Below are 14,969 nucleotides of genomic sequence, written 5' to 3' on the forward strand. Positions count from 1 at the left end.
GGGGCTCAGGCGACAAGACGGCTGGCGAAATCAGCCAAATACACGTCGGTGAAGGATTGATTGAGCGTGATGTCTTCCATCGGCGGCACCGGGGTATAGCGGTGCGCGAGCGCGAGCTTTCCAGCGGACAACGACTCTTTTAGGTTCATGTCGGGATCGAACCAGCAATCGCCGCCCAACAAATAGCCGCCGGTCTTCCACATGCGGAACTGCGCGTTCATGGCATCGATCATGTCGCGTACTCGCGTCGGCGACATTGGCGCGTCCACATAGGTCGCTGCCAGATCGGCGAACGTGTCCGCGATGACGTGCGCGGTGCGCACATACGACTCAAACGCGAATTGCGGATCGTCGCTGCATGTGCGCGAGCCCCAGAAGCGATGCCCTTTGAAGTTGACCAACGTGGTCACGTCACTGGCGTTGAGATAGCCCGCGTCCGTGCTCGGGTCTTGCAAGTCCCAGAACACATCGCGCGACAGGCCCGTAACGCCGGCCACCGGCACGTTGGACAGTGATTTGTGCCAACCCTGCTCTTGATCGATGCGAGCGCGAAGGCCAAGCGCACGGGCGGTCGCATACGCCGGTTGCGTCGTGCTGCTGGCGGTGTCCCAAGCAACGAAGTCGGGCCATATCACCATCAATTCTCGCTGAGCGAAATTCTTGCGATACAGCACCGCGTCTTCTTTGGTCCCGCTCGCGGCGGCGCTGATATACGCCATCGCGCGTAGCTTCTTTGCGATCACGCCCAACGCTACGGCCACGGGCTGTGTATCCACGCCGGGCGCTCCCAGGATGCGCGGGCGCACGCCGAGCTGCGCTTGTGCGGCCAGTAGCGCATACAGGCCGGTGAAGCTGCCGCCGTCGGAACTACCAATGACGGCGCTGGTCGTAGCCGCGTCATCGCTGCCGGTCGGCACGCGCACGACCACGGTCGGCGTGCTGCATTGGTCGGCGATGGCCTGCAACGTGGGGCGCAAGGTGCCGTTGGCGCCGGCCTTGCCGATCGCGCGGCGCACATCGGTCAGCAGCACCGGCCGATTCATCGGAAATGCGACGGCATCCGCATCGTTCGATGTGCAGACCACACCGATGACGGCCGTGGAGATGGTACGAACGGTGCGCGCACCGCCCTGCGTTTCTACGACGCGCACGCCGTGGTGGTAGTCAGCCAAGAGAACTCCTAACGGGACAAACGAAGGGAAAGGGGGACATTCAGCGCGACCGGCGCACGTCGGCCGCTGGGGTCGATTCGGTCGGCGGTGAGGTGCAGCACGCAGGAACCGGGCGTCAGTCCTGCGGTGAACTGGACGCGGCGCAACCGCAAGCGCGGCTCCCACCGCTGCAACGCGGTCGCCGTGGCGCCGAACAACCGCGTGCGCGTGGCTTCGTTCAACGGCTGGTCGATCAACTCCGGCAACTGCGACCCGTAGTCGCGGCGCATCACGCGCGTACCTAGCGGAGTCGTGAGAATGTCGGCGACGGATTGGCGCAGATGCGCATCGCCATCGAGCGCGCGACCGGTGGCGCGGTCCATGCCCGTCATACCGGCGGCCCCGACTTGCCGCCGCCGGTCTGCACGCCGCCGTGCGGGTGCTTCGTAAGGCTCACCCCTGCCCCGGTAACGTCGCCCGTCGCGTCGGCCTTGCCATCGATGGACACATTGCCGTTGATGGTCGCGGCGCCGTTGATCGTCACCGGCCCGTTGATCGTCAGGCCGCCATCGGCCGATACGGTGGCCGTACCGCCACCGGGAAGCGTCGCGGACAAGGCGTGCGCTTCGTCGTCGTAAGCGATCAGCGCCCCATCGCGGTAACGCGTGACGTGCTTGTGGGCGGACGCCTCGGGGGCGCCGTTGGCTTTGCTATAGAACGCGCCGAGAATGAAACCGCCGGTCGTGTCGCCCTGCGGACACACGAGAATGACTTGCTCGCCCACGCTCAGCGGCGACCACTGCGAGCGGTGCCCTGCCCGGCCCGCGCTCCACGGCAGGAAGTCGGTCAACAAGTCGCCCGACGAGACACGCGCCCGCGCGGTGGCGTGATCCACTTCGGCTACGGTGCCGAGTCGGATGATGTTCGCGAGTTTGCGCAGAATGTCGGCGTTGGATTGCATACCGACAGGATCGGGCGCACGGGACGTGCGCTCACGAAAGCGCAAGCGTGTAAGCGCGTTACACGCTGCGCGCCGACGACGGCATCAGCCGTCCGAAGCCACCGTGCAATAGAACTCCATCGTCTTATCCATCCAGATTCGCCCATCCTGTCGGCGTCGAATCTGCGCACGCACGGTGCGCGTGGCGGTGGCTTGGCGACCGCGCGAAGCACTCACGGTCAGCGCGACCCACCGCGATTCCGTCAGCGGTAGCCAAGCGTTTAGCGTTCCCTGCAAAAAGCCTTCGACGTTGGCGGCGACCTGGGTAAACAGAATGTCGTACTCGCCCGGCTGCGAACGTGTCCAAGTGCCGCCGCCCTGGCCGCCGCCTGTTTCCGACTTCCACGTTGTGGAGCCGTCCGCATTGAACGAAAACGTGGCGGTCGCCTTCGCGGACGGATAACCGACGTCCGATGCTCGGAGCCTGCCACCAAAGCCGCCATCGCTCACATACGAGGCGGTGCCCTTCGCCGCCCATAAATTGGACACGTCCAAATTGTTCACCCGAAAATTCACGTCGGCGCGCTTGGCGCCGTACTGAATATGCGCGAATCGCAATGGCTGCCCGTTGTGCGTGCAGCGATGCGCGATGGGACCATCACCGATGATGTCCGGGTCGAACAAATCCTCAAACGGAATTCCTTGGTGCTTGATCAGAGTCGCCACGGCTACGCGCTCCGTTCCAGTTTGCTCAGGCGGCGGTGCATCCCGTCCACCCGTCGAGTCAGGCGACGGACCAACGCGGACAACTGCTGCACGGCGCGAATCAGCACCGGGATCAACTGAATGTATTCGACGGCGGCGTAGCGCTTGCCCTTGAACAGCACCGACTTTGCGCGGACGGCCTCGGGGATGATCGGCGCAAGCTGTTCGGCGATGACGAAGCAACGCCTGCGCCCGTCGCTTTGAAACTCGGTCTTGTACTGACCCACCTTCACCCGGATACGTTCCACCTCGGCCAAACCGTAGGGCAAGGCGCGCAGGTCCGTTTTCAGATGGCGCGATGAGCCGGTGTTCAGGCCGCCGGGCATGTTCACCGGACCTTCGTTCAAAATGTAGTTCTGCCCATCCCAATACAGGTATCGGTTTCGGGCGCTGTTGAGGAAGATCACGCCGGTTCCGTCGCCACGATCCGCGTAAATATCGCGGAAGCCCGCATCGGTGGCGCGAACTGCATAGCGCCCGTCCAGGGTGCTTTCATGCAGATGACAACGCTCCCAGCCGGTCCACGTTCCGCCCACCTTTTGCCGGCGCCAGATGTTGCGGAAGTTAGTCGAGAACGTCCAAACGGTTTGCGTCTGCCAATCGTTGTTGTGCTGTACCACTTCCCCGATAAGCCAATCCCCCACCGGTCCATTGGCCGCACTTGCAGCCATATACCAACCGTTTTCAGTCGCCGTGTTCCAATCGCCGATAGTCTTCGCGACGCCGCCGAGGCGTCCGGAAATGTCGGCGCCATCGTGTTGGTGCGATTTATTGGCGCGGTTGTCGAGCGCGGTTTGCAGGCCGCTCACATCGGCGATTGCATGGGAGTGCGGCGAGGGCTTGAACGTCTCGGGCTTGCCGGTGACTTCCTCGAACGTCGGATTTCGACTGGCCGTGTCCGGCACGCCGTCCAGATCGGCCCATGCGTGCCGATGATTCTTCGGCGGGAATGTGCCCGGCACGTTGGTCATGTTGTTGTAATCCCGATAGAAGGCGCCGTGTTCACCGTCGAGCTTGTCGGCATCCAGGCCGTTACCGGCACCTTCGTTGCGCACCGACGCCGAGCCCAGGCCCAACGAAGTACGCAGCACCAGCGCTGTTGCCGCCGATAGAAGCGTTTTGACGAACGCGGTCGGCGCGTTCTCGCCCAAACGTGCATCCATCATCGCTTTAGCACCGGACGGCGTCAGGGCGCGCGTGCGGTCGAGACCGGCGATAGCCTCTGCGCGGTCGGCCAGTTCCACAACGCCTTGCACGGTTTCCGTCGCGGGCGGATTCAGCCAGACGCTATCGCCGAACACCAGGGTCGTCACGTCGATGCGTTGGAACCGAATGTCCGTGGTCAGAATCATGGAAATCGCGGCATCCTTGTTCATCAGCACGTCGCCGTGGCTGTAGAGCGCAAACAAGGTTCCATCGTCCAGATACAGCGCGAACGCCCGCATGCTGTACGCCTCGGGGCCGTCATCGCGAATGGACAGGTGCAGCGTATCTTTGGCGACGGCGGCGCCGCCGAAGGTCGTCAGGCGCTTGAACTCGCCCGGCATGGCGACCATGCCCGGGTTTGACGTGAAGCTAGCGGCCGACAAGCCGATATGGGTGATGCTTACGGCACGACTGCCGGTGTTGGTCGAATTGACCAGGGCGCGAAACCCGGCATCGGTCACAGTGATGAAAAGGCCGCTCACGGGTTGGGGGACTCCTGGGGTTCAATGGCGGTGAGTTGGATACGGCGATACGCCGCGACGCGGCCAGCCGCTACGACGCCGACGCCGCCGGTTGCATAGGCGCCCTGCGTGAAGGTGAAGTGCGAACGCACCGGCTTGGTGCGTTCGATTTCGGCGATCACGTCCGCAATCAGTTCGCGGCTCGGTGGCGATCCGCCATCACCGGAAATCGTGAGTTGCACGTCGAAGGTGTGCGGCCGACCCTTCGGCTCCAACTGCCACCATTCGCGCAGCGCTACGGCGCCGCCGAAGGCCGCGACCACATCGAGCACGCTTTGCACGGTGCCCTTGCGCCGCTGAATATCTATGGCGACACGCACGCGAGCACGTTTGACGTGTTCGGCCCAATAGGGCTTCCACGAATCAATTGATAGTTCCCACGCCAACCACGGCAGCAGAGGCAGCGGGCACAGGTCTGCATCTTGCAACTCGCGCAACGGGATTGGCACATCCGCGATAGTGGCGTTGGTGGCTTCTAGCGCTCGTTGCAGCGCGGACGCGTTCGGCGGCAACAGACTATTCATCTATGCCGCCCACGCGAACGTCAACCACGGTGCAGTGCGAAGCCTGCGTCCGATCGATCACGATATCGGCGGCGGGCGAATGCAGTTCCACGCGCTGCACGCCTTCGGAATGCAGGACCGAATATAGGCCCGACTTCGGCACGTCGCGGCCCAGCCGGTGCGACTCTTCTACATAGCGATGCAGGCGCTTTATGGACTCCTCAATAACCAGCGACGCATCGGGTCCGGCGAAGGTGTAAACCGTCGCGCGCACCTCAAACGGCACGATGTGCGCAGACTGCACTTTGACGTAGTCCGTCAACGGCCGAATTCGGTCATCCGTCAAGACCCGCTCCACCGCACTCACCAGGGCCTGCGACGCCGTGCCATCGCCTTCGCGGGCGAGCACGGTCACCAGCACTTCGCCGGGTGCGGGACTGGTCGCGCTGGCGTCGAGCACGTTGGGATCGGCGCTCAGCGCATGGAAGATGTACGCGCCTTCCGGCCCAGCGACGGAAAACCCTTCGGGCACCAATTGCACGCGGCGGCGGAAGTCCGCATCGCTCTCGTAGGTGGGCGGAATGCCGCGCGGCGGGTCGCCGGGGTCCAACACGTAACGCAACAGGTTGTCGCGGGCGGCGATGTGATCCAGATCGCTACCGGTGGCGTACGCCAACATGCGGGCCTTCGCGGCATCGTTGACGCGTTGACGCCATATCAGTTCCTGATATGCGTTCTCCTGTAAGTGAATGATCGTCGGATCAGAGTCTGCGAGCGTGTCGTGCGCGGGATAGAGCGAACGAAATTTTGCGATGCGACGCGCCAGGATCGTTTCATAGTCCAGCGGTTCAACCACCGCAGGCGGCGGCAGGCGGGACAGATCGACGGCGGTAAAGGTAGACATGGCCGGTCCGGTTTGAACTTCGGACAGGCTCGCGCGCGCACGGGGATTCCCCGAGCAAGGTCAAGCGTGTATGCGGCTTTTACATTCTCACCGCGTGAGACGACCGGGCGTAGACTCCGGCCGTAACGAACCAGCAGTGACCGCGATGCAGCACGAACCGCGCAATCCATAGCTTGAGGCGGATTTGTTGGAACTCGCCGACCGATTGCTGTCGCGATCAAGGGAATTGGGCGAGCGCGTTAAGCGGACGCCCCAAGAGCGGGCCGACCTTGTCCGCGATACGGCATGGCTTCTGACTGCCGCCGCACGGGTGATCGATGCGAGCGAGTACATACCCAGCAATCCCGAGAAGGTCGCGGCGAGCGACAGGCGGGCGCTGCCGGACGTTTTCATGCGCTGGCACCTCGCCCATGTGCGCAACTCACGTCACCAAACCTATCGCCGCGCCGCCGATCTGGCACTAGGGCGTAACCGCGGCGCCTGGGAAGTAGACACACGCATTCAGGACACAAAGCCCGACGAACTGGCATCGCGTGATGACGACGGTCTGGCGGCGGTCTTGGCCGAGATAGCCGCGTTGCCGCGATGGGGATACCGGCGGCGGGTGAAATGAAACCCCGACGCGGCAAAAAACTTTCCTCAAAAAGTGGTCATTGCGGCGTCCGTAGCCTTGGCGCACGATCAACTCGCCGACTGTCGGCACACGCGCAAAGGAGCGCATATGAACAAAACAATCGCGACGTTCGATGTATCGACGGAGATTGCACCTCGTCCTCAGTGGCCCACCATGCCAAGGATTCAGGAACTGATGAACGACATTGCGTTTAACGACAGGCAGTCGTTTGAACGCAGCGCTGGCGCCAGACTACACAAGGGCGTGACAAAATTTGCAATCGCATGCATCCCCGGCCTCATTGGTGTTTATGGGAGTGCAGCGCTCCACGTTCTTTTCGACGTGGAAAGAGATGTGTTGCGCCCGTACGCGCTCGCTTCTGGCGTGTGGGTAGCGGCAGGTGCCGTTATTGGATTGGCGGCACTGGCTCGCGCAGCGTATCGGATACGCGAATACGGCAGGCTGACGATTACCGACGTACAAGCAAACGTGATTGATGACTTGCGAGTGTTGGACGAAATCACCCTGCATCGTCTCGCACCGGTTCGCATGCTTGAGCTGGAAGAGGCAAAGATCGATTTGGCCGCGCAATCGGTGCGCGCAACCTTCAAGTCGCAGATGGTGGGCATCACAACAGCCGCAGTAACAAGCACTTTGAATCTCGCGGCGATTGCGCTGGGATTTACCTCGCCGCCCTACCTCGTAGTTGCCATCACTGCTCTGCTTACCGGATTTGGTGTTGGCGCGGTGGTCTACTTCGCGACAAAATCGCAGTTCGATCGTGCAGGCGACATTCTCAGCAAGGCAATTTTGCGCGCGAAAGAGCGAAAGACGACCAAAGCGCTCGACGTGTGATGAAAGCGCACGACTCAGCGCCCGGCCATTAGGCCGGGCGTCTTCTATCTCGATCTCTACGCCGTCAGGGTGCGCGTAAGGCGTGAGATGCCTGCGAAAGCGCGGCGTGCGCTTCGGGATGCAGATCGGCCGGGCTATTGGGCGGGGCGCAGGCAGTGCAGAGCAACGCAAACAGCGCAGCGGCGAGAGCGAGGGTGATTTTGCGTTTCATGGCGTACTCAGTCAGGCGGATGGAACTTTCAGAATAGTGAAGCGCGCCGGGCGGACTGAGACGCCGCGCTCTGTTCCGCTCAAGCGGTAAAGGGCTGCGTAGGCGTTTGCAGATCGGACCCGGTGACCCGGCCGCGTCCTTGCGCCTTGCTTTGATACAGGGCGATATCGGCGCGGCGCAACAGCGCCCCCAACGTTTCGCCCTCTCGGAGTTGTGCAACCCCCATACTAATACCGACTTCCAGCCGGCGCCCATCGATGGATATCGGGGAGCCGGACACTGCGCCGCGCACATGTTCAGCGATCAACACCGCTTCATCCAGTGTAGCCCCCGGCAAGCCCACCAGCATTTCATCGCCGCCGTAGCGGCCGAACACGTCGAACGGGCGGAGGCGATTGAGTGTCCGCAGCGCCACAATGCGCAGCACTTCATCACCCGTCGCGTGGCCGTTGTCGTCGTTCACGCGCTTGAAATGATCGATATCGAAGAACACGACGGACAGGGGGCGGCCCGTGGTATGCGCGGCCTCGGTCGCCGCGTGCATCGCATCATCGAGCGCACTGCGCGTCAGTACGCCCGTCAAACCGTCGTGCGTCGCCCGATGACGCGCCGTTTCATTTTCGCGCCTGAGTTGCCGCAGCTTGTCGGTCATGCCGAATAGCAGACCCAACCCGCCAACGGTCATGGTGAACGGGAGCGCGAACTCTACCCAATCAAAGATGGGCAGCCAGCCTTGCAATCCGCCCACGCGGATTACCGCCACGACCATTAGCGGCGTCCAAGCCAGCAGCAGGAAGAACGCTTCGCGTTGCCGCATGTGCAGCGCATGAAGAATCGCCTTGAACACAGAAACAATCGCGACCAGCAACGTCACGTTGCCAATCATCGCCGACGCATACCATACGTGGACCGTTGAGACGGCAATCAATGCCAGGAAGACGACGCTGCACGCGTTAAGCACCTTCGCGATGCGCGGTTGCAGCGGCGGAATACTCAGGAAGAACATCAAGAACCGAACACTTGCGAGCGTCGCTGTTGTGTTCAGCAAGATATTAGTTCGATGGTCTTGCGCAACCGACACCAGCCACGCAAATTCACGGACTTCGCCGCCCTCGATAGCGAGCGTTACGGCTTGGGCCGCCAAGGTCAGCGCCAGATAGGCATAACCCCGCTGCCGCAGACTCACGCCAAAACCCAAGGCGAGGACCGCAACGATACTCAGAGACGTAAGCACGAAGGTTCGCGCACGCCCGAACGTCATATCCATGCGATGCACATAAGCGGCCGATTCAATCGTGAATCGCGATGGCCGCACATCAACTGCTTTCGCGCGCAGATATATCACGTCACCTCGCCGCAATCCGTTCGGGAGCGGGATGACGTGAAACAGCGTGGAATGATTCAAGTCCGCATCCGCGCCATAAGTGGCGCGACGAAGGGGGGCGTGATCACCAGGGCGCCAGACCTCTATCGTCTTTCGATAAGGCTGCGTCATCACCAGATTGGGCGCGAACTGCTGCGGATAATCCCGGTGCGCGACGACACGGAGCCATTGCGGCTCTTTTCCCATAATGACGACTTCGCCCGACGACGCGGGCTCGAAATGCTCGGCCGCTTCGCCGGCCAAGATGCGTTCAGCGGTGAAACCCGTTGCAGGGGCCAAGAACGAGACTTCTAACGCAGGCATGGGCGCAGCGCCGACCGTAGTCAGCGTGACCAGCAACAAACACACTATTTGCATTGCACGACGCAAGTAACGATCCATGTCCACCCGGCCCCTGTCTCACGTCGCGAGAATAGCTGTAGCCCTGTCCTCGGAGTCGCGGACGCGATCACGCTTTATCTCGGGAAGTGGGCGCCCCGTCGCTATTTGACACCGTCGCCCGCCAGATGGGCCAACAGCCGGTCCCGCAGCCGGTCGCGGTCGGCCTCGCTGAATCCCAGCAGTTGCCGCCGGGCATACCGCAGCAGCGGCCCACCAGGGCGGGCCGGATCGAGCCCGCCGGTTTGGTGGACGCGGGCGATTCGAGCCACCCGCCCTTGATAGCCAACCTGCACGCCATCGGGCGTGATCTTGGCTTTGAGGTGTCGCGCCTGCCGGATGCGGCGGAACATCGCGCCGCGCCGTACACGGCCGACGCGTTCGGCGCGTTGCGGCCTACGCGGCACGTAGGCGCTGCCATCGGGGTTCTGTTGCCGTGCGATGCGCTCTTGCTGGGCTCGCCGCAGATCGACGGCCACGGCGCGCAGCAGCGTGCGCCGCGCAGTCGGACTTAACGCGGCGATCAGCGGCGCGGCCCAGCCTTCCAGCGCATCCAGATCGCTCATGGGGTTTCGATGACGTGCGCCCAAGCCATCGGATCAAACACGGGTTCCGCCCACGGCACGACCTGCTCGCTACCGTCCGGGGCCGTCACGACACCGATGCGCTCGGTCAGCGGCAATCGAATTTCCACATCGGCGCGGTCATGGTCGATCACGTCCACTTCAAAGGCTAAATCACTGCGACGGTCCGGGTTGCCGATCAACTCGACTTGATGCACCGCGACCCAGCGCAGCACCGCCAGAAACAACCGCGCGGCATCGCCGACGAAATCGACCAGAACCAGCGACAAGCGATAGCGAAGTTCAAACGACGCGCTCGCCTGGGCGGTGCTAATCACGCTGCCCTCTTCCACGAACACCAACAGCCGGTCGGGATCGGTCGCCAGTTCCGGCAGGGCCGCCGCGAGATGCGCGCGCAGACTCGCGGGCTTGTTCATCGGCCGCAGTGTCCGACCAGGGCGCGCACATAGTCTTGCAAGCCGATCACCTGTTCGGCGTTTTCGTGTGCGCTGGCGTAGTTGTCGGCGACGGCGGCGGCAACGTCAGAGAGCGCAACGCCTTCGGCGGGCGCATCAGGATTTCCGGCGGGCTGGCCGGCGGGTTCGTTCGCGGCGGCGGCGTCGTGCAAGCGCACAAAGCCAACAGGGACAGTGCAAGCGGCGTCAGCGTTCGGGGAGACATACACGGGAACCTCTAGGGTAATGATTTGGGCTTTCTCGCGCACGACCTGCACACGGCCCACGTAACGCGTCACCACGCGCACTTCAGCGCGGGCGAGATCGCGGGCGGCCTCAGCCTCGCGGCGGGCGTTGTCGGCGCGCTGGGCGCGTTCCTGGGCCGCGCTGGCGCGGCGGTCGGCGGCACGCAGCCGGCTCGACTGGATAACCACATAGGCACCGATCACCGCGACCAGAATCAGCAGCCATGCGACGGCCCGAACCACCGGCCGAATCAACTCCCAGGCAAGAGCGCCGCTCACGGCCCGATCCCGAAGACGCGCAGCGCGGCTTTCGTGCGCGCGGCGCGGTCGGCCCACCCGTTGGGAATGCGCCGGGTGTCGGTGCGGCCCAAGTTGAGTTTGCGACTCACGCCCAGCGTGTCGTTTTCGTCGGCCAACAGATTCAGACCGCGACCGCTCCAATACGCGGCGGCGACGGCCGCGCCGTTCTCGACCTGCAAAGCTAGATCGGGCTCGGCTTCCAGCGGTACGCCGATCTGGCCGGCGATCCACCGATAATTGTCGCGCCCGGTCAGGTGGACCGGACTGCGCCCGCGATAGCGATAGCCGTCGCCGCTCGCTTCGTCGCCGTTGCCATTGCGCAGCGCATACGCGCGGTTGGCGATGCGTGCCGGCTGGCCGGCGTACTGCGCCGCCGTGGCTGGGCTGAAATGATCCTCAAACACTTCCAGCAAGCGCGACGCCGAATAGTTCAGATTTTCATCCACGCGCAACAGGCCGCCGCTTTCATGGCCGATTTGCGCGAGGAAGTGCGCGACGCGGCGCGGCTTAGTGATGGCGTGGCGGTGCATGGCGCGCAACAGCGGTTCATGCCAGCGAACTGCGCGGGCGAGCGGGCATTGCACGGCGGCGGCGAGTTGGGATTCAGTGAACAGCATTGCGGCGAACGCTCCGAAGCGAAACACAGGGGATGCGGGGGTGACCGTGGTTGATGTACCGCCACCAGGGGCACGGGACGTTCAGGGCCAGGAACATGCACAGCGAGACGCGCAACACGCCTTCGTGCATCGGCACCGGGTCACCCAGGACCGGAAAGACGACAGCCACGCCCGCGCCCGCCACGACGCCGACCAGTGAGACCAGGCGCAAGGCAAACCGCACCACGGCGCCCAGCTCGGCGGCATCGATCGCGCGGCATCCGCCGACTCGGAACGCGGCCCATGCGTCACGCAGGATCAGGCGCAGCAGGCCGCGCACGTCTTCGCCCAAATACGTGTCCTTGAGCATCGCCAGCGCCGTAAACAACGCGACCACGGCGGTCAACCACTCCAACAGCTTCATTCGGCCTTACCCCCGATCTCGCGCTTGATTCGCTCGGCCAGCGCATCGCCTAGAACGGGGATAAGCGATTGCGAGAAGAACGCCACCAGCAGCGCCAGGGCCGGCGCGACGGATCGCAGGAAGTCCAGGCCTGGAAAGCTCGGTACGACGATGGCGATGCAGGCGGACACGACGGCATAGGCCAGGGCGAGTAAGTACATGCGCCAGCGCGGGCCGCCGGGGCGGTTAACCAGCAGCCCGCAGGCCACGCCCGCGAATGCCATGCACAACACCGCCGCCGGCACGCCCACGTGCGACAGCGGCCATGTCCAGGCGACGACGCCGGCATAGGTGGATACCGCGGCGGTGCCGCTCAGCGCCGGAATGGATAACAGGGGTTCGGTCGGTGTCGTCACGTGGCGATCAGTCCCAAAGCTGGATGAGGGGTCGGGTTTGAGGTGTGCGCGCCACGGGGTCGGGAAGATCCACCGGGGTTCCGTGCGGAAGCACCGGCCCTAGATCGGCGAGGCCGGGATTGGCCGCGATGGCGGCCTCTACAACGCCCGCCGTGCGGCCCAGGACGCGCCAACACAGCGCGTCCAAGGTCTCGCCCTGGGCGGCATAGGCGCGCATCAGATGAGTTCCACCACCGTTCGGGTCAGGCCGTTGATATCGCTCACGGCCCAGGACGCATCACGGCGGTAACGGTCGGCGCCGGGCTCTTGCTCCTCGGCGCGACGCTCGCCGCTGCCGGTGCTGTCGAAGTCGGGATAGCGTTCGATCACATCGGCTTTCAACAGGCAAGCCACGGCGCGGCGATACAGCACCAGCAAGCGCGATTCGCCGCCGATGCGCGAGGACGGCACCGACACCAGGGACAGATAACCGGCGCCCTCGTTGCCGGCGCGGAATTCGCGTAACCGGGCGTTGACACTCAGCGCCGCCGCCTTCGCCAGTTCGCGGAAGCGGTCAGGCGGCACGGTGCCATCAATGCGGCCGGCAGCGCGCAGTGCGGTCAGGGACAGGTCGGGAAACCAACCATCGTTTTCCAAGCGATCCGCTTCCGGCGTGGTGGCGGCCGGTGCGGTGGCGATAAAGCTACTCATGGGCGTTCCAGATAAATACGGCGGTGGGGGGCGGGAATTTGGGGAGAGAGGTCCGCATTCCCGCCCCGCCGCCGTGACGCGGGTGGGCGACTCGGTGGGGCCATCGAAGCGGCTACGCCTTGCGCGCGGAGCGCGTAACGCGTGCCTTTGCGTTCGGGCCCGGTTGTGGGGTGGACTTGCTGAGCGCTCGGTCTAAGCGCTCAAGTTCTTTCTTGACGCCTACGCGGTCATGCAACTGCAAGGCGCGGCGCAAATGGTCTCGGGCCGCCTCGGCGGACTCCCGATGTGAGGCAACGAACGGCGGTTCGCCCGCGCGAGTCATGAAGCCCACGCCCAGCGCCTTATGCAGCTTGGCGCGCACTTCGTCGGGCATGTCCTTGTCGCGGGTCAACGTCTCGGCTTCGGACAAAACGCGCACGTCGAACACATCGCCGCTGGCCTGCGAGATCAACGCCGCGTCCGCGATTTGTTCGGCGATGACCGTCGCCGTCGTGCGCTGGTACGCGTCGGGCATTGCCAGATCGAATTGCAAGGCATAAGCCGCGATCCGCAATGCGTCGGCAAAATTGCCCGCGTCGATGTGCCAGACCAGGACAAACATCAACACCATGTCCTGCCCGCCGCGCCCGGCACTGAGCACGCCCTCAATCCAGGGGGCGTACTCGGGCAAGATGCGCCGCTTCATATCAATTTTGCGTTCTACCGATTGCACCGTTTTGAGGCGGCGGCGATGTTCTGCTAACTGCATGAGCATCAGCTCATAGGCGCTAGCATCAATCGGCTCGCCGTGCGCCGCCGAAGCCGAAGCCTCGGCGGCGCACATGCGCATGAAATGCTGGCGGGCGAGCGACATGGATCAGCGCACGATCTTGATGTTTTCGATCAGGCACCCGCAGCCGAAGTCCTCGACCGCATACGCTTCGTTGGACGATTCGTAATTCTCGATGCGGCTGCGCGACGGGTTTTCCTGTATGTAGCGACGGCGCCCGCCGTCTTGGTAGTACAGCGACAGATTGTCGAAACGCGTGATCAGAATCGCGTCGTCAGGCATGAAGGGGACTTGCGCCGCCGCCTTGCCGCCCACCGTTTCCTTGCTCATGACGATATCGGCCGCCAATTGCTCGCTGGGCGGCTGCGTCTTGTTGACCATCGGGAAATACTTGTCGTGCAGCAGATCGCTGCCCAGGATGGCGACCAACCCGGTATCACGGCGATGCCACGGGTCGATCAGGCCGGCGACGGCATCCATTACCAACGCATCCAGATTCTCGAAATCACCGCCGGGGCCGACCGTGATCGTGCCGGCGGTCTTGCCGTCCTTGAGCACGCGGGCCGGCGCCTGCTCGCGGTAGTGCTGCAACCAGCCCTTATTCACGTCTTGCAGCAACGGAAACTTGGTAATGTCGGTATTCGCCGCGACGGACTCGCCGTTGAAACCAATCTGGATTCGATCCAGCGCACACCGCTTCAGAATGGCGTCGCGCACCATCGTCTGAAAGTTCGGGAACTTCGCCCAGGCGTCGAGCTTGCCGTAAGTCAGGTGCGTGTCGAAATTCGTCTGGAAACACTCATAGCCGCGATTGTCCAGCGCAACCGGATCGCGGGTCGCGCGGACGCCCTGCGTGGTGTCGGTGCGACTCGCAATCGGGCCGCCGACGCCGAGACCGACTTTCTCGCCCTTGATCTCGTCCACGGCCTGAACGTTGATGGACTTGAGAAAGCTGGAGCTTTCTTGAATGCGCTGTTCTAGCTTCTGCTGAACCGAAGGCGCGACGTTGAACGACTTCGTGGCATCGTCAACGCCGTTCAGTTGGGCGACGGTCGCGGAGTAACTATTGAACTTGATGCGGGTGGGGTTCTTCATGTGCCG

At 63.5% G+C, this 14,969-nt stretch carries 21 protein-coding genes; 2 read left to right on the forward strand and 19 right to left on the reverse strand.

Features of this window, described 5'->3' with window-relative positions; all coding sequences use genetic code 11:
• Positions 1 to 5: 5 nt before the first annotated feature.
• The 7 genes from ACTOWJ_RS01325 to ACTOWJ_RS01355 form a co-directional block, all read right to left on the reverse strand.
• Positions 6 to 1,172 carry a phage tail sheath protein gene (locus ACTOWJ_RS01325; protein ID WP_441332769.1) on the reverse strand — a complete coding sequence of 389 codons (1,167 nt, stop codon included), beginning with the start codon at positions 1,170 to 1,172 and terminating at the stop codon, positions 6 to 8.
• Positions 1,173 to 1,180: 8 nt separating this feature from the next.
• On the reverse strand, positions 1,181 to 1,543 hold the full coding sequence (locus tag ACTOWJ_RS01330; RefSeq protein WP_441332770.1) for a GPW/gp25 family protein: 363 nt from the start codon (positions 1,541 to 1,543) through the stop codon (positions 1,181 to 1,183).
• The gene (locus ACTOWJ_RS01335) at positions 1,540 to 2,112 is read right to left on the reverse strand and encodes a phage baseplate assembly protein V (RefSeq protein WP_441332771.1); all 573 of its coding nucleotides are present in this window, start codon (positions 2,110 to 2,112) and stop codon (positions 1,540 to 1,542) included. The genes ACTOWJ_RS01330 and ACTOWJ_RS01335 overlap by 4 nt, the downstream gene beginning before the upstream one ends.
• Positions 2,113 to 2,196: 84 nt before the next feature.
• Positions 2,197 to 2,817, reverse strand: coding sequence for a hypothetical protein (locus ACTOWJ_RS01340; RefSeq protein WP_441332772.1), 621 nt, complete (start codon positions 2,815 to 2,817; stop codon positions 2,197 to 2,199).
• A 2-nt stretch (positions 2,818 to 2,819) separates the two neighbouring features.
• Positions 2,820 to 4,544 (reverse strand): tail fiber domain-containing protein, encoded by a 1,725-nt coding sequence (locus ACTOWJ_RS01345; RefSeq protein WP_441332773.1) that lies wholly within the window; start codon positions 4,542 to 4,544, stop codon positions 2,820 to 2,822.
• The gene (locus tag ACTOWJ_RS01350; RefSeq protein ID WP_441332774.1) at positions 4,541 to 5,107 is read right to left on the reverse strand and encodes a phage tail protein I; all 567 of its coding nucleotides are present in this window, start codon (positions 5,105 to 5,107) and stop codon (positions 4,541 to 4,543) included. Before ACTOWJ_RS01350 ends, ACTOWJ_RS01345 begins: the two co-directional genes overlap by 4 nt.
• Positions 5,100 to 5,990, reverse strand: a complete 891-nt coding sequence (locus ACTOWJ_RS01355) for a baseplate assembly protein (RefSeq protein ID WP_441332775.1) — start codon at positions 5,988 to 5,990, stop codon at positions 5,100 to 5,102. Before ACTOWJ_RS01355 ends, ACTOWJ_RS01350 begins: the two co-directional genes overlap by 8 nt.
• Before the next feature lie 187 nt (positions 5,991 to 6,177).
• On the opposite strand from ACTOWJ_RS01355, the gene ACTOWJ_RS01360 reads away from it, so the two are divergent.
• Positions 6,178 to 6,603 (forward strand): hypothetical protein, encoded by a 426-nt coding sequence (locus ACTOWJ_RS01360; RefSeq protein ID WP_441332776.1) that lies wholly within the window; start codon positions 6,178 to 6,180, stop codon positions 6,601 to 6,603.
• 108 nt (positions 6,604 to 6,711) lie between these two features.
• The gene (locus ACTOWJ_RS01365) at positions 6,712 to 7,458 is read left to right on the forward strand and encodes a hypothetical protein (RefSeq protein WP_441332777.1); all 747 of its coding nucleotides are present in this window, start codon (positions 6,712 to 6,714) and stop codon (positions 7,456 to 7,458) included.
• A gap of 64 nt (positions 7,459 to 7,522) precedes the next feature.
• Here the strand turns inward: ACTOWJ_RS01365 and ACTOWJ_RS01370 are convergent, their stop codons facing one another.
• The 12 genes from ACTOWJ_RS01370 to ACTOWJ_RS01425 form a co-directional block, all read right to left on the reverse strand.
• A complete protein-coding gene (locus ACTOWJ_RS01370; protein ID WP_441332778.1) occupies positions 7,523 to 7,669 on the reverse strand; it encodes a hypothetical protein in 147 nt (48 codons plus the stop codon).
• Positions 7,670 to 7,748: 79 nt separating this feature from the next.
• Complete coding sequence (locus ACTOWJ_RS01375) at positions 7,749 to 9,434, reverse strand: sensor domain-containing diguanylate cyclase (RefSeq protein WP_441332779.1); 1,686 nt, start codon at positions 9,432 to 9,434, stop codon at positions 7,749 to 7,751.
• A gap of 101 nt (positions 9,435 to 9,535) precedes the next feature.
• Complete coding sequence (locus ACTOWJ_RS01380) at positions 9,536 to 9,997, reverse strand: phage virion morphogenesis protein (RefSeq protein ID WP_441332780.1); 462 nt, start codon at positions 9,995 to 9,997, stop codon at positions 9,536 to 9,538.
• Positions 9,994 to 10,431: a phage tail protein gene (locus ACTOWJ_RS01385; RefSeq protein ID WP_441332781.1), complete on the reverse strand. Its 438-nt coding sequence runs from the start codon at positions 10,429 to 10,431 to the stop codon at positions 9,994 to 9,996. Before ACTOWJ_RS01385 ends, ACTOWJ_RS01380 begins: the two co-directional genes overlap by 4 nt.
• On the reverse strand, positions 10,428 to 10,973 hold the full coding sequence (locus ACTOWJ_RS01390; RefSeq protein ID WP_441332782.1) for a hypothetical protein: 546 nt from the start codon (positions 10,971 to 10,973) through the stop codon (positions 10,428 to 10,430). The genes ACTOWJ_RS01385 and ACTOWJ_RS01390 overlap by 4 nt, the downstream gene beginning before the upstream one ends.
• Positions 10,970 to 11,608 carry a glycoside hydrolase family 19 protein gene (locus ACTOWJ_RS01395; RefSeq protein ID WP_441333069.1) on the reverse strand — a complete coding sequence of 213 codons (639 nt, stop codon included), beginning with the start codon at positions 11,606 to 11,608 and terminating at the stop codon, positions 10,970 to 10,972. Before ACTOWJ_RS01395 ends, ACTOWJ_RS01390 begins: the two co-directional genes overlap by 4 nt.
• Entirely contained in the window at positions 11,598 to 12,014 is a 417-nt protein-coding gene (locus ACTOWJ_RS01400; RefSeq protein WP_441332783.1) for a hypothetical protein, read from the reverse strand. Before ACTOWJ_RS01400 ends, ACTOWJ_RS01395 begins: the two co-directional genes overlap by 11 nt.
• The gene (locus ACTOWJ_RS01405; protein ID WP_441332784.1) at positions 12,011 to 12,409 is read right to left on the reverse strand and encodes a hypothetical protein; all 399 of its coding nucleotides are present in this window, start codon (positions 12,407 to 12,409) and stop codon (positions 12,011 to 12,013) included. Before ACTOWJ_RS01405 ends, ACTOWJ_RS01400 begins: the two co-directional genes overlap by 4 nt.
• 7 nt (positions 12,410 to 12,416) lie before the next feature.
• Positions 12,417 to 12,626, reverse strand: coding sequence for a tail protein X (locus ACTOWJ_RS01410; protein ID WP_441332785.1), 210 nt, complete (start codon positions 12,624 to 12,626; stop codon positions 12,417 to 12,419).
• Entirely contained in the window at positions 12,626 to 13,099 is a 474-nt protein-coding gene (locus tag ACTOWJ_RS01415) for a head completion/stabilization protein (protein ID WP_441332786.1), read from the reverse strand. The genes ACTOWJ_RS01410 and ACTOWJ_RS01415 overlap by 1 nt, the downstream gene beginning before the upstream one ends.
• A gap of 112 nt (positions 13,100 to 13,211) precedes the next feature.
• A complete protein-coding gene (gene gpM, locus ACTOWJ_RS01420; RefSeq protein ID WP_441332787.1) occupies positions 13,212 to 13,952 on the reverse strand; it encodes a phage terminase small subunit in 741 nt (246 codons plus the stop codon).
• 3 nt (positions 13,953 to 13,955) lie between these two features.
• Positions 13,956 to 14,963 (reverse strand): phage major capsid protein, P2 family, encoded by a 1,008-nt coding sequence (locus tag ACTOWJ_RS01425; RefSeq protein WP_441332788.1) that lies wholly within the window; start codon positions 14,961 to 14,963, stop codon positions 13,956 to 13,958.
• Positions 14,964 to 14,969: the final 6 nt, after the last annotated feature.

Origin of the sequence: Lysobacter sp. CA199, from assembly GCF_052078715.1 — a bacterium.
GTDB lineage: Bacteria > Pseudomonadota > Gammaproteobacteria > Xanthomonadales > Xanthomonadaceae > Lysobacter.

Excerpts from the sequence above, each read along its gene's own strand:
- ACTOWJ_RS01335 (WP_441332771.1), bottom strand. The coding sequence starts at position 2,112 with ATGCAATCCAACGCCGACATTCTGCGCAAACTCGCGAACATCATCCGA.
- ACTOWJ_RS01415 (WP_441332786.1), bottom strand. The coding sequence starts at position 13,099 with ATGAGTAGCTTTATCGCCACCGCACCGGCCGCCACCACGCCGGAAGCG.
- ACTOWJ_RS01350 (WP_441332774.1), bottom strand. The coding sequence starts at position 5,107 with ATGAATAGTCTGTTGCCGCCGAACGCGTCCGCGCTGCAACGAGCGCTA.
- ACTOWJ_RS01330 (WP_441332770.1), bottom strand. The coding sequence starts at position 1,543 with ATGACGGGCATGGACCGCGCCACCGGTCGCGCGCTCGATGGCGATGCG.
- ACTOWJ_RS01375 (WP_441332779.1), bottom strand. The coding sequence starts at position 9,434 with ATGGATCGTTACTTGCGTCGTGCAATGCAAATAGTGTGTTTGTTGCTG.
- ACTOWJ_RS01355 (WP_441332775.1), bottom strand. The coding sequence starts at position 5,990 with ATGTCTACCTTTACCGCCGTCGATCTGTCCCGCCTGCCGCCGCCTGCG.
- ACTOWJ_RS01410 (WP_441332785.1), bottom strand. The coding sequence starts at position 12,626 with ATGCGCGCCTATGCCGCCCAGGGCGAGACCTTGGACGCGCTGTGTTGG.
- ACTOWJ_RS01400 (WP_441332783.1), bottom strand. The coding sequence starts at position 12,014 with ATGAAGCTGTTGGAGTGGTTGACCGCCGTGGTCGCGTTGTTTACGGCG.
- ACTOWJ_RS01365 (WP_441332777.1), top strand. The coding sequence starts at position 6,712 with ATGAACAAAACAATCGCGACGTTCGATGTATCGACGGAGATTGCACCT.
- ACTOWJ_RS01380 (WP_441332780.1), bottom strand. The coding sequence starts at position 9,997 with ATGAGCGATCTGGATGCGCTGGAAGGCTGGGCCGCGCCGCTGATCGCC.
- ACTOWJ_RS01425 (WP_441332788.1), bottom strand. The coding sequence starts at position 14,963 with ATGAAGAACCCCACCCGCATCAAGTTCAATAGTTACTCCGCGACCGTC.
- ACTOWJ_RS01370 (WP_441332778.1), bottom strand. The coding sequence starts at position 7,669 with ATGAAACGCAAAATCACCCTCGCTCTCGCCGCTGCGCTGTTTGCGTTG.
- ACTOWJ_RS01385 (WP_441332781.1), bottom strand. The coding sequence starts at position 10,431 with ATGAACAAGCCCGCGAGTCTGCGCGCGCATCTCGCGGCGGCCCTGCCG.
- gpM (WP_441332787.1), bottom strand. The coding sequence starts at position 13,952 with ATGTCGCTCGCCCGCCAGCATTTCATGCGCATGTGCGCCGCCGAGGCT.